Genomic DNA, 13,809 nt, shown 5'->3' with positions numbered 1-13,809 from the left:
CGTCTCCGGCTGCTTCAGGACGCTTCGTCATCCGGTTCCATCGGGCCGGGGTCGGGTTCCACACCGATGCGATAGCGGGCAACGAAACGTGGCCAATCCACATGGTCAACCAGGTCGATGTCCTCGATGACGCTGACTTTCGCTCCCGCACGCTCGAACAGGGCGATGCTCTTGGCGGGATAGTTGTTGCGCGACGGATAGAGCACGCCGTCGAACAGCGGCTGGCCGTCATCTCCGAGCATCGCATGCACCTGTGCGGACACCTGCTGCGTATGCCTGTAGTCGCGGCTGGCCAACTGCTCCAGATTCAGGCCAAAGTAGCCCGCCATGACGCCCGGTGCTGTGAGATCCGCCAGAAGCACGTCAGCCACCACGCCTACGGCGCGCACCATCCGGCTCTGGACTTCTTTCAGCGCGATCGAGCGTTTCTTGTCCGCAAGCCACTGATGTTTGTGGAACACCGACTCCATCAGCGCCGTGGGCAAGTCGCGCCCCAAGTAAAGCACGCCGTAGGCCCGCGTCGGGTCATCGTAGCGATTGGTGCGGCTGCGGCCATAGTACAGCGGGCTGCCCCGATAGACGACGCGGCTCACATGCTGGAGCAGTTCACCGGCATCGATCAGGAAGGATGGCAACTCGCGGTTCATGACGGTTTCACTTCAATGCACCTGGACGCCCAGCACGTTGAACACCGCCTCGGCCACGTCGTCGATCGTGCCATGCGTCACCGCATCCAGCGGCGAGCGACCGCCCAAGCCTTCGAGCGGTTCGGACAGTGCGCGGTAGATCGTCCAGTGGTCGATGCCCTCGACCTCCTGAAGTACGGTTTGGGTCAACTGCTGCTTCACCGGGTCGAGTTGCCAGTCGGGCAGCTTCTGACCGCGCGGCCCCACGTTCAGTGCCAGCAGCCGACGGGCAACGATGTCCTTGTAGATCTGCTGGCGGGATTTGTCCGCCAGCTTGGCGAACTCGGGGATCGGCAGATTGTGTGGCTGGTTGAAGGTTTCCAGCAACACGGCGCGGCCACGCTGGACGTCGGTTTTACTCGGGTCCCAGCGCGTGTCGGCACGCAGCGCGGCCGCCTTGCGTGCAAGGGCCTGCTCCACCGCCTCACCCTCCAGGTTGGCGGGCAGTTTTACCGCTTCCACACGCTCGTGGACGAACGCCTGCAACTCGGCCGCAAAAGCCTTGGCGTCCCGGATTTCGACGGTATCCGCGAAGCGACGCGCATCCTTCACCGTGACGCGCGGCAGACGGTCGGCAATGAATTCAATGGCAGTGGGCATAGTCATCTCCCAAGTAGGTTTGAGACAGGATTCATTCTAGTCGCCCTTGTCGCATTTGTCAACTTAGACGCCCGGAGTGAAAGCAACCTACCTGGCGGAAGCAGCGTTCCCGCAGCATAGGCCGAAGCCAGCGCCGGGTCGCCGTTCAATCCATTCGAGCGGGTTCCACATTGATGCTGGAGCCGCAATCCGCGCCCCGCTATACCGAAACGGTTGAAGGCCAAAGGGCCGAAATGGCAAGGGAATGGGGTGCAAGGGGAAAGGCCCTACCCGAAAAGGCGAAAAGGCCTCCCGCTTGGCCCGCCACCAGGACACCCACATGCTCTCTCTGTTCCAGCGAAAACGGGCCTCGGGCGCTGCCGCTCCGTCGCCAGCACCCGTCACCGATCTTCCGAAAGGGCTGCTGCAACCGGAATCGGCCGCATCGCTGCTGGCGACACCGCGCCGACAGAAGCTGCTGGAACACATCTGGCAGCGCACCTCGCTCTCGCGCAAGCAGTTCGCCGCGCTGTACCGCGCGCCGCTGGAACGTTATGCCGAGCTGGTTCAGGCTTTCCCTGCCTCCGAAGCGCATCACCACGCTTACCCAGGCGGCATGCTCGACCACGGCCTGGAAATCGTCGCCTACAGCCTGAAGCTGCGCCAGTCTCATCTGCTGCCCATCGGCGCCAACCCCGAGGATCAGGCCGCGCAAGCCGAAGCCTGGACCGCTGCCGTCGCCTACGCCGCACTGCTGCACGACATCGGCAAGATCGCCGTCGATCTGCACGTCGAACAAGCCGACGGCAGCACTTGGCACCCGTGGCACGGCCCGCTGCACCAGCCATACCGCTTCCGCTACCGTGACGATCGCGAGTACCGGCTCCACAGCGCCGCGACAGGCTTGCTCTACCGGCAACTGCTTGACCGTGAAGTCCTGGACTGGCTCAGCGACTATCCGTCGCTGTGGGCACCGCTGCTCTACGTTCTGGCCGGGCAGTACGAGCACGCCGGGGTGCTGGGCGAATTGGTGGTGCAGGCCGACCGGGCTTCCGTGGCCCAGGAGCTGGGCGGCGACCCCACACGCGCCATGGCCGCGCCCAAGCACGCGCTGCAACGCAAGCTGCTGGAAGGGCTGCGTTACCTGCTCAAGGAGGAGCTGAAGCTGAACCAGCCCGAAGCCTCCGATGGCTGGCTCACCGAGGATGGTTTGTGGCTGGTGAGCAAGACGGTCTCGGACAAGCTGCGGGCACATCTGCTGTCCCAAGGCATCGACGGCATCCCAGCGAACAACACCGCCGTGTTCAACGTGCTGCAGGATCACGGCATGTTGCAGCCCACGCAGGACGGCAAAGCGATCTGGCGCGCGACCGTGACCAGTTCCACCGGCTGGAGCCACTCATTCACCTTGTTGCGCCTCGCGCCCGCGCTGATCTGGGAATCTGGTGAGCGACCAGCACCCTTTGCCGGTACGGTGGCGATCGACACGCCCACCGCAGGTGAAGATGTCGAAGCAGGGGGCACCCTTTCTGCGGACGGCGTGACGTCCGCTTTGGAGAACCCAAACGCTCCGCCAGCGGAAGGTAGTGACATCGCATCGTCCCCTCCATCCAAGGCACCGGCCATACCCGACGCCATCGCGGACATGCTGGCAATGGTGGGAACAGGAAACTCGCCAACCACCGATCAAGATGTGGAAACCGCCCCGGATGAAACACCCATCGTTCTTTCCGATACGACCCAGCCGCCCTTGGCCGCCGCTGCGCCCTCGCTACCGGCCTCCCCATCCTCGACGACACAGCCATCCGGCGAGCACTTCATGGCGTGGCTGAAACAGGGCATCGCCACGCGGCGGCTCATCATCAACGACGCGAAAGCGCTGGTGCATACCGTGAGCGACACCGCCTACCTGGTCAGCCCTGGCGTGTTCCAGCGCTATGCGCAGGAACACCCGCAGGTAGGCAAACTGGCCAAACAGGAGAACCTGCAGGATTGGCAGTGGGTGCAGAAACGCTTCGAGCGACTGCAATTGCATCGCAAACAGCCGAGTGGACTGAACATCTGGACCTGCGAAGTCACAGGCCCCCGAAAATCACGGAAGCTGCATGGTTATCTGCTTGTCCAGCCACAACTAATCTTCGGTGAGGTGCCGCCAAACAACCCATACCTGAAGGCTATTGCGCTTCCAGTCGGCTAATGCCCGGTGAAAAAAGCCGGGCTGGTTCTAGACCCGAAAAATATCGACCTTGGTCTCCAAGCACTTTCGCAAGCTGATATCGTTCGCCCCCACCTCGAACCAGCCTCCAGGCTTCTGGTAAAAATCCAGTCCTCGCCCGATCTTGATGACCCAGCCATTGTCCAGACGGATCTCGCGGTCATGGATATTCGGATTGAGCTTCACCTCCAGTTCGACATCCAACTCCAGCAGGCTCTGCTTCAGCTCATCGAGTTTTTCGGCGATGTCGGTCAACTGAGTCTTGTCGTCGTAGCCGGTGATCAGGCTGATCTTCTTCACCGTACCAGCCTTTAGCACTGTCTCGCAGAAGCGCACGAAGTTCTGAATCTGATGCTGCAGCCGGATGTACGGGTCTTCGATGACGACGGCCTTCGCACCCTGCAAGTAGGGGCCAAGGATCGATTCATAGCTGTAACCCGTGTCGCCATAGAGGATGGTGAAGTGCTGCTCTTTGAGCTCCGCTGCGGGTGGCGTAAGCACCGCAGGTGTTGGCGCAATCGGCGACGGGGCGGCTGAAGGCTCTGTCGCAACGATAGGCGCGGGCTGCACGGCTGGCTGCACTTCCACTGTTTCACTGAGCTGTCCACCTGCCTGATTCAAACGACGGCGCGCCGGCTCTTGCGTTGCCGACGCATCCTTCGACTCAGGGCAGAAGACCACCACCTCCTCACCGCTGGCCTTGAAGTAAGACAGATTGATCCGGGCAAACTCGTCATCCGGTTTGCGCTTGTTCATCTGCTCCTTGACGCGGCGGCGGCACTCGGTGGCATAGGCCACGTATTCCTCAAACTCCTCGTCCGTGGGTGGCCCATTTGGATGCAGGACCTTCAAGAAAGCACAGACGGTCTTCTTGATACCTTTTTCGTCGCGCCCCTCGATTGATTTGCCGAGCCGAATGCGCTTGCTCACTTCCTCATACCGATTCGTGTGCTTGAACTGGTAGTGGAAGGCTTCTGCCAAGTAATCGGTGATGAATCCGTAGTTGCTCGTCAGAAACTCGCTACTGTTCTTCGGCATCTCCCAGCCCGGGATATAGGCAGCGAAACGGTCCATCACAGCCAAGTCGAGCTCTGGCGGCAACGGCTGGAAAAGATCGTGCTCGTTGGAGTTCACCACCTGCTGCACGGACACGTCGATGTTGCCAACGAAGCTCAAACTGGCATCAGCAATAACCTCAGCCCCGCGCGAAAAGCGCCCATTGGCCATGAAGTCCTTCATGATCTGGATGGTGTCCGGGTCGCGCACCTTGATCCCACCAACTTCGTCGAACGCAACAGTGTCCCAAAAGCCAACCAGTCCCACCTTGCGACGTGCGTTGTTGTAGAACAGCGTGGCTTTGGTGGCCTGGCCACCCGAGATCAAGGTGGCGTAAGGCGAAAACTCGCTGAAGAAGTAGGACTTGCCCGTGCCGCGTGGCCCCAACTCGATGTAGTTGTAGTTGGGCTCCACCAAAGCGGCCAATCTAGCGATGAAGTGCATCTGCACGCGCTTCGAGAGCTTGCTTGGCTCCAGGCCTACTGAGCGCAATACCGCAGCGATCCACTCATCACGCGTGAAGGCTGATCGGCCTTCTGCGTAGCGTTCAAAATCGAATCGCGTCAGTTGGATCGGTCGCAAGTCTTCAATGGAGAACGCATAGTCGTCTTCATCAATGTCGTTGTGCGCCAGGGTGACTTCGGCCCAAATTCCGCCTTCCAGCAGACGATCGTTATCCCGGTAGAACTTCTCGGCAATGGCGATGCGTTGCGAGTTGAAGTTCTCCAGCGATGCCCAGTGGCGCTTTTCCTTTTCGACATAGCGAACATGCACTTTGTCGATGAAGCGGTGCTTGCCTTTTGTGGCCACCTTGGACTGCGCGGCATTGGCCTCATCTGGCCGCACATAGTTCTCCTGCAGCGACGAGAGCACTGCTTCCATGCCGGCGTCCATCTCAGCCTGGTCATTGCTGGCGCAGTACTTGGCAAGCAGGAACTCCAGGACGAACGTCGGGACGTTGGTGCCTTTCTTGATCCGGTGCAGCAAGTCCTTGCGCAGCACCTTGCCATCGAAAGTGGCGTTCAGTTTTTGGTCGAGTTCGTCCATGGGCTTACTCCGTATAGTCCGTTTCAAGCGCCAGATTGCTGTAGGCCGCCAGGGTCGTCGGGTTCAACGCCACAACCTTGAACTTGCCCCTGAACTCCTCATCCATTCGCAATGCAATCTGTTTGCGCTGGTTCGGCATCAGGGTCACCGTTCTCGTCGCAGGGTTCACATCACCACCGGGGCGCGGCTCTCCCACCACATTGCCTTTGCTGTCCTGGGCCTCAAGCAAGATTTCCACGCTCATGTCCTGCGTGAACATGTCATCGGATATCAAGGCCACTTCAATCACGGGCAGCAGGGTGGTGATGCGCTTGGCGCCGTTCTTGTAGCTCAGCTCCACCAGCACCTTGCGTGGTTCCGCATTGGCACCATGGTCAAGACGAGCAACCAGAACGGGAACGACCGCCTCCGCCAAAGAGGCACCACCATGAAAATAAAGATGGCCAGCGCGGTACGGAGCCATGCTGCGTGGCAACGCCACCTTGGTGAAATCGCCGCGAATACCAACCTTATCTACGCTGACGACCAGGCTGTGGCTGTCCGCTGTACCGTTGCCCAGCATCATGCGGTCATGGGCATTCAGCCATTTACCCTGCGGTTTCACGCACACATCGCCAGCCTCTGCCTGCGAGTTCAGGAAGAAACCGTGATCGGTCACGATGACCGCCTCTTTAAAACCCATGCCACGCAGCTTGTGCAGTGCCACGCGGATCAGCTTGAGCGTGCCGGGGATCAGCCCCAAGGTTGTCTCGGGATTGTTTTCGAGTTGACTGTCTATTTCCGTAGAGCGCAGCACCAGCAGATCGACGGTCTCGGCGATCTTCGGTTTGCCACGCACAAAGTCGCCCAGCGGCATTTCCTCGAAGCGATCGCCATACCGCTTGGCCAGCACACCCATGCGCTGCGCCACGCTTCCCACAGGTTCACCATCTAACCTGGGCACCAGCGAATCGTTCTCCAGCGCCAGGGCCAGCCCGGTGCGGGCATTGGGCAACAGGCTGGCCATGCCGACCAAGGTGATGGAGGGCAACTGCGCATACGCCACCTGTAACTCAACAGGGCCATCCTCGGTCAGCAGCTTTTCAAGCGCCACGCCCAATTCGTAGCGCAAGGCATCTACCATCAAATACGCCACCTTGCGGCCACGCTCCTTGAGGCGGTCAGCCACAAGGCGATCGAAAACATCGGCGTTGGCCAGTCGACCAGCAGGCGGCCAGCCTGCCGTCTCGATGTGCTTGACGAAGATGCCTTGCACCTTTTCCGCCAGGCGGCGATAGCGCGCACGTGCCTGGTTGATGACCTCGTGCATCAGCCCATGCTGATCGAGAAAATCGCCCGCGGCTTGCTCAAACTCACGCTGCAGACGATCTGCCTCGCGCAAACTGTTCAGATAGAAGTCGATCAACTCTGCCTGCGATCGCGCATGACCAGGCAACTGGCGTTCGAAGTCGTCGCAGGCTTCCACCAAGCTCAGGCCCGAGCGCACCAGTTCCCACTGTGCCTGGCTTTCTCCTTTACCCAGCCAGACAGAGCCCTTGTGCCTGGCCAGCACTCGGCGTGTGGCATCCGTGTCGTCCGTGACGATGCCCTTGATGGCGGCGCGCAGGAACGTCCGCTCCTCAAAGGGAAAGGTATCCCGCTCGCCCAGGTCTTCCAGAGAACCGCATAGCTCAACGAGATTGAGTTCCTTCTCTATGGTCTCTGCCCGGTCGATGTAGGCCGCACGTGCTTTGGGATCATTGCGCAATTGATCGCACACACCTTCGACGATAGGCCTGGCCTCCGGCGGCGCGTGCGGCACGCCATTCAGGGCATCGGGCAAGGCCAGGGGCAAATCAAAAACGAACTCGCTGAACAGCACATAGCGCCACAGTTCATCCGCCAGGGCAGACCAGGTCTTGCCGCGCGTTTTCACGCTCAATCCCAGGGTCGCTCGCAGGAAGTCGCGTGCCTCCTGCACCCAATCTTCCTGGACCTTCAATGCGTCGATCTGCTTGGCGCTGGGCACCAGAAGTGCGGCCAAAATCTCGCGGCCCGATTCCACCTGCAATGTTGCTCGCAACTGGGGCCAGCTTACGCCGCCGCCAATCGCGTCGATGACTGCAAAAGTCGGCCCGGCAGGCGAACCGGCAAATACTTGGCGGATTTCGGTGCCGTAATCTGGCTTGGCCTTCAAGCAGATACTTAAATAGTCGTCGCCATCATCCTCTTTGGGAAATACGGCGCCACATACGGCATAAAGCGCGAACGGATCGACCTGCTTTTCCTCTTCGGTCACTGGTCGCTTCGCAGGCACATAAATCAACACACCTTCCAGCGACGCCTTGGGCTGGCCCACATCGCGCAGTGCCAGCAAAGCAGCTTCTCGACTCTCGATGCTGCTCTCGGACGCATCCACCACCCGCACCTTGTCGGCCGCCAAGTCGAAACACAGCTCGCGGTAGCGCTTGTCGGCGTCATACACCACCAAGGCGCCAGCTTGCTTCAGACGCGGCCGCAGTACGCTTTCTCGAATGAATTCTGCAATCGTCATCTGTCACCCCGCAGGCTCAGGATGGACATCACCTCCTTGAGCATCTTGTCTGTTCGCGCCGTAATGGCGACCTCGTTCCAATCATCTCGGCTGGCCAAGTCGGCATTCAGATACAAGCCGTTGCGGTAACCGATGAAATCACCCTGGTCGTTCTTGCGATCCCGCTTCTTCAAGAATTCCATCGTGCCGAGCTTGGAGTTGTAGCCACTCAGGGTCAGGTTGCCGAGCTGGTGTGCACAGCGCTCGCGAATGGCAGACGCAGTACCTTTCTGATCCCCTTCGAGCATCGTCACCCAGCCCGGCCCCAAGTTCTCGGTCTTCGGCAGGATGTGTTCGACGGTGAATACGGGGCGATCATTGGCGTCATGCGCCCACAGGTCGCGTTTGTTTTCCCGGGTTTGGTGCACTTCTTCCAGCTTGCACAGCATGAACCGCGTGGCCTCGTAGTTCTCAAGGTACACATCGCCCTTGAGGCGCGACTCGCAAACCTCCTGCGGGGCGGCCCGTGCCAGCAGCCAATCACTGGTCTGCTGAATGAAGCCGTCCAGCGTCTTGGTTTTGCCTTCTCGAATCTGCGTCAGCAAGTGGCCGACTAGTTCCATGAACATCGGGTCGAGTTCGCGGGTGGGTGGCATATCGGTGAGGTTGCGCCAAAAGAACCACTTGGTGAGCAAAGTGGCCAGACGGCTCACTGCATCACCCTCAGTCCATTTCTGGCTCTGCGCTACCTGGCTGGCCCACAGCAAAAATGCGTAAGCCGGCGCGGCCCCCAGGCGCTGCAGATCCTGCAAGGCAGATGCGGTGGCATCTCCCCATTCCCCTCGTGCAACGATGGGATTGAGCAACGCCGAGTAGGTTTTGCCCTTGGATTGCAGCGCACCGAACAACCAGACCGGACGCTTGCGCAACAGAGTGTCGTAGATGGTGATCAAGTTCGAGCGCGTGGCGCGTGTGCAGCCTTTGACTTCCACCCGCTTGAGGTACTTGAACATGTTGTACAGCTGGCGCAGGAAGCGCTCCTGAACCGCCGGGTCGGGCAACAGGTCGATCAGGTCTTTCCACTCGTCAAACGCCCGGTCGATGCCATAGTCCGGGCGCTTGTCCAACTCGGCCAACAGGTTGTTCTTGATGATGTCGATGGCCGAGAGCGGGATGCCCCGGTTATTGATCGACTCGAACAACATGAAGGCATCGGAATGGCTGCGCACCTCGATCTTGACCAGCATGGCCGCTTTGAGCTTTTCCAGCAGGGCCAATACGCTGTCCTGACTCAGCCCTTCAAGTCGCTCGCAGAAGTAGCGGAAAGCGCGCGCAATGCGGCGGTTGCCGAAATTGCTCAAGCCCTTCGGCGCTTTCACCTGTTTGGGGAACAGATCGCTCAGCACCTTTTGGAAATCGGTCTTGTTCTGCGCCTGCTCGCTGGGTTCCAGGCGCCACTGGCCAGAGGTGCGGACGAAGATGCGGCTTTCCAGGTTGTCCAGCTCCACCAGCAGACGGCGATCTGGGCTCGGAATGGCATTCAGCTTGTCGTAGAACGCACAGAACAACAGGCTGATGGTGGTGAACCGCTGCTGGCCGTCGATCAGCTCAAGTCGGCCACCGGCCATGCCATCTTGCTGAGTGTTCACGCAGATGATGGAGCCCAGAAAGTGCCCACTGGGCGACTCCTCCAGGTCATTGAATAGCGCATCCCAGTTCTTGCCGCCCCACACATACTCGCGTTGGTACTTCGGAATGAAGAACGACGTCGTCCCATCGGGGCTGAAGTAGAAGCTGACCGGCAGCGCTTTGACGTCCTGAATCATTCATCGCCTCCGGTCTTCTTTCTGCCGCGCGTCGTCTTCGGCGCTACCTCGGGCTCGATGTACAAATCCTCCAGGCCATGCGCGATGGCGAGCGACTTGTCGGTCTTGCACTTCTCGCGAACGCGCTCGGGCCAGTAGTTCATGGCGAGCATCGCCCAGTCGTAATCGCCTTTTTCCAGCTTGGCCCAGGTGTCTTTGAGCACCTTCTGCCAGGGCTTGTGGCGGAACAACTGCCACAATGGCGCGGCACTGATCTGCACGCCGTCGTCGTGGTTTGGCTTGTAGGTGGGCGCGAGCTTGAGCAGGGTGTCTCGCAGCTCGATCAACTCCAGCTCGAAGGCTTGCAGGGATTCGAATTGCTTTTCGTCGTCGCGGGTGCGGGCCGCGCCCTTGTTACGCAGCGCCGTCACATCGGCGCCGACTTGTTTGAGTTTGGGCTCGACGAAGTCGTTGATCGCCGTGTACAAGGTCTGGCTGGTGAGGCTTGGATAATAGACCCACACCGTGTAATCACCTGAAGCAGATGACAGTGGCCAATAGATCGGAGCCTGTCTCCCGCTAAGTGAGTACTGAGCCAAGTGTTTAGAAAAGAATCCGTTTGGCCTTTGTATGTAATCGGCGAGTTTTTGAACTCGAAGTGAAGCGCAAAGATCATTCTCCCATGCACCAGATTCCCCATGGAAAAACTCATCAAAAAGGTGTCTCACCCTCTCAACAAGGCGATTGTTCGCATCAGAACTTGACTCGCAAATACCGCCGAGCTCCACGACACCAGGATGTTCATTGGCGATGTTTGAAAGTCCTTTGACCTCAGTACAGACATCTACTTGGCCGGGGGCGAATTTAGGGATTGGTGCAAATGCATCCGGTATCGACAGACCTTCCACGCTTGCGGCTCTAGGAATGTGCTCAGAGAAGTCCCATCGGCCAAACACGCAACCAATTGCGTACGAAACAATAGTCGAAGCGACTACTTCAATAGAGACATCATGCTGATCTGTTGATTCTCCGCCGGCGTCATCATCGCCCGCCTCATCTTCATCAGCAGGTTCGCCAAGAAGCTCATCGGCCCAACTTAAATCGTCTATCGAATATTCGTTCGACAAAAGTTCGCTTGCGATGGAAATTGCGCGATCGTGAGCTCTACTCTCTTCGGCCGCCATATTTTGTAGAGCAGTTGTTGTTGTCGCCAATGACTCGCAAAGATGTGGCCCGAGAAATCGTGGGGATATTTCACGGGCACTAATTCTAAAAATGAGCGAGGTGTCTACAGCGACCTTCGAGGCACCCTCGATTTGAGAAACCACTTCATCACCTGGCACAACCCATGGCAGCCGCTTTAGCGAGCCGGTCGAATAGTCGCCGAAATTTGATTGGAGATGAATAAACCCTCGAACCAGGCGACTATTGATCCAACCCAGCAAGTACAGTGAAGAAATTTCGCTTGTGCTAAGTACGGCTGGGCCATTGCTAGTAAAAATGGTATCCGCAGGCAAAACCCTAGCGCTGAAACCTTTTGCGCTACGCTTTGAATAAGTCACCCCAGGTATGTACCAGTAGTCAGATGCTTGCCGGACTTGGGCGGTAGATCCGTTGAGGCTACGGTTGATTTCCTTGAGTTCAGCGCCATCATTCGCCCAATTGAGAAGCAAATGCGTATCAAGGTAGAAGTATGAGAAATCTCCGCCTTTACTAAACCGCTCCCACGATTTTCCTCGCCCAATACGCTCTGGCTCGACCTCCCACCAGAGGCGAATGAATCGGAAGTTATCGAATGACTTCATGCCTTCTCTCGCTGTTCCAATAGCTGGCTCAAAATACGTACCGGACGATAGAAGCTCTCTTACACGCGCAGGCGCGGCATACAGAATCTTCGATTGAGGTAAGGCAAGAAACCATTCCCTTCTGAAAAATGATGCGCCCTCGGATGCAATAGCTGCATTCAACGCAGATTCACGGTTTGCAGCAACCTTTCTTAGGTCGATGACTGAAAAATCACTATCGCCTACTGGACCGAGAACATATGCGGCAGCTTCAACGTGAGCGTCATCCATTACTCCAAGGCCAAAATCTGCCAGGCAAATAAGCCTTGGGAGGATTACTTTGCTACGGAATTGCTCAAGGCGCGGGGACATCAAAAAGGAGCGAGAAGATATGCACCCCACAAACCCTGAGCTCGACAACTCGTTCGCTCTTGCTACAAAGCTTGCATAGATGTCGTTATGAAAGCCCGGGTAGTTCTTTCTAATGTATTCGTACGTGTTTTCGGTTGGTGCCCCAAAAGGAGGATTCATTACCGTTACGTCGAATTTCTCCCGAATCAAATCGATTAATCGAAGTCCTTCGAGCGCATCCAATGCAAACAGGCGCCCCTGATACGTCGACTTGGCTGCCTGAGCGAACTCAGTGAGTGCCGTGCGCAGGCGCGCCTCCGCTTGCTGCCAGTTCTCTTGCTCCTGTTGAGCAAACAAGCCAGTACCCTTGCCGACATAAACCTGGCGGATCAAGCTCGGCAACTCGCGTTCGACCTGGAGCAGCACTCCGAGCTCCGGCAGACCTTTGAGCAGTTGCAGGGTCTTCTCAAACAGCTCGGCATCGCGTTTGTCGAGGTTGGCCGCAAACTGCTGGCGCAGCTCGCGATCTGCTGGCGGCGCAATGGCTGCGACCACTTGGCCCCGCCCAATCAGCGGGCGGTCTTTGGCCTTCACTCCCGCATCGTGCCAGGCACGCTGCGCCCGCAGCCACAGCGCCAGCGAGGCGATCTGCGCGGCACGCGGGTCGATGTCCACGCCATAGATGTTGTGCTCGAGGATCAAACGAGGCACGTCGCGCAAGAATGCTGCCTCGTCCTCGTAGGTCTGGCTCAATGGTTTGAACGCAGCAGCCTGGGGCTGAGTTGAGACATCCAACGAGCCGGGGCCGTGCTGTTGTTCCCAGGCCCAGGCTTCGCGGTAGATCTCGGCGAACAGATCGAAGGCATACAGACCAAAGTGCATGGAGCCGCAGGCCGGGTCCAGCAGTTTGAGGGTGCGCGGGTCGCGCAGCTTGGTGGCGGCTTGGGGCGTTTCGTCCGGTTTCACCAGCAGATATTGGCAGCGATCGCGCAGGCCGGAGGCCGCGCCCGTGGCGTTGAACCAGAGTCGCCCGAGGGTGTTGTCCACCAGAAACTCGACCACGTAGCGCGGTGTGAAGAACTGGTTACGAACGGCCAGCTCGCGGCTGTTGCGCGGCGCTTGGCTGGCATCGCGCATGGCTTTGCGCTCTTCCTTGGAGTTGAAGTACTGGTAGATCCAGCCGATGGTTTCGTCTTCGCTCCACAGCGGGGCGATGTCGGCATCGTTGATCAGGTTCAGCACCTGTAGCAGCGCGGCCTCGCGCGGGAACAGGCGCCCCTGCGGTGAGTAGCGGTCGAACAGGCCCGGCAGGTCTTGCGCGAGTTCATCGAACACGCTGAACAAATACACGCGGTAGGCATCGCCGGTTTCGCCCAGGCCGGTGCCGGCCAGGCGCGCATAGAGCTGAAAGCCCTTGGCCTGGAAGCCGTTGCCCACTGATTCGACCAACAGGCCACGCGCTTCCGCCATACGCAGCGCCGCCAAGCGGTTGAGCACGGTGAAGGCCTGCTCCCGCACGATGCGATCAAGGCCCTGCGTGGCGTTCATGTCGCCACTGGCGGTGTAGTGCGCCAGGGTGTCGCGCAGGATGCGGGCAGTTTCGCGCTGGGCGTCGTTGATATGGCGCAGGCTGGCAAGCTCCGCCACGGTGCCCGCGTTCGGGTCCATGCCGTAGTCGTTCTGCAGCTGGCGGGTGAATTCCTCTTCCAGCACGCGGCGCGCATCGTTGACGAAGCGCTGCAGGCGGTTGCGGGTGGTTTGATCGAAAGCCATG

General features: G+C 59.0%; 7 protein-coding genes. 1 reads left to right on the top strand and 6 read right to left on the bottom strand.

Going from position 1 to position 13,809, the window contains the following annotated elements:
• Nucleotides 1–14: 14 nt before the first annotated feature.
• The gene (locus ACFPFG_RS31895) at nucleotides 15–647 is read right to left on the bottom strand and encodes an RES family NAD+ phosphorylase (protein ID WP_058195259.1); all 633 of its coding nucleotides are present in this window, start codon (nucleotides 645–647) and stop codon (nucleotides 15–17) included.
• A 12-nt stretch (nucleotides 648–659) separates the two neighbouring features.
• Nucleotides 660–1,286, bottom strand: coding sequence for an integrase (locus tag ACFPFG_RS31890; RefSeq protein WP_380109923.1), 627 nt, complete (start codon nucleotides 1,284–1,286; stop codon nucleotides 660–662).
• Between the two features lie 319 nt (nucleotides 1,287–1,605).
• Here ACFPFG_RS31890 and mobH point away from each other — a divergent pair, with 319 nt between their 5' ends.
• The gene (gene mobH, locus ACFPFG_RS31885; RefSeq protein WP_203328788.1) at nucleotides 1,606–3,462 is read left to right on the top strand and encodes a MobH family relaxase; all 1,857 of its coding nucleotides are present in this window, start codon (nucleotides 1,606–1,608) and stop codon (nucleotides 3,460–3,462) included.
• Between the two features lie 27 nt (nucleotides 3,463–3,489).
• On the opposite strand, the gene brxL is transcribed toward mobH, so the two are convergent.
• From brxL to pglX, 4 genes are read right to left on the bottom strand one after another with little or no spacing between them, the layout of a single operon-like run.
• On the bottom strand, nucleotides 3,490–5,583 hold the full coding sequence (gene brxL, locus ACFPFG_RS31880) for a BREX system Lon protease-like protein BrxL (RefSeq protein WP_077575554.1): 2,094 nt from the start codon (nucleotides 5,581–5,583) through the stop codon (nucleotides 3,490–3,492).
• A gap of 4 nt (nucleotides 5,584–5,587) precedes the next feature.
• Nucleotides 5,588–8,116 carry a PglZ domain-containing protein gene (locus ACFPFG_RS31875; protein WP_380109920.1) on the bottom strand — a complete coding sequence of 843 codons (2,529 nt, stop codon included), beginning with the start codon at nucleotides 8,114–8,116 and terminating at the stop codon, nucleotides 5,588–5,590.
• The gene (locus tag ACFPFG_RS31870; RefSeq protein WP_380109918.1) at nucleotides 8,113–9,921 is read right to left on the bottom strand and encodes a DUF262 domain-containing protein; all 1,809 of its coding nucleotides are present in this window, start codon (nucleotides 9,919–9,921) and stop codon (nucleotides 8,113–8,115) included. Before ACFPFG_RS31870 ends, ACFPFG_RS31875 begins: the two co-directional genes overlap by 4 nt.
• Nucleotides 9,918–13,808 carry a BREX-1 system adenine-specific DNA-methyltransferase PglX gene (gene pglX / locus ACFPFG_RS31865; protein WP_380109916.1) on the bottom strand — a complete coding sequence of 1,297 codons (3,891 nt, stop codon included), beginning with the start codon at nucleotides 13,806–13,808 and terminating at the stop codon, nucleotides 9,918–9,920. The genes ACFPFG_RS31870 and pglX overlap by 4 nt, the downstream gene beginning before the upstream one ends.
• Nucleotide 13,809: the final 1 nt, after the last annotated feature.

It is taken from the genome of Delftia deserti, from assembly GCF_042653485.1.
Lineage (GTDB): Bacteria > Pseudomonadota > Gammaproteobacteria > Burkholderiales > Burkholderiaceae_C > Comamonas > Comamonas acidovorans.
This window is presented reverse-complemented; position numbering and strand designations above follow the sequence as displayed.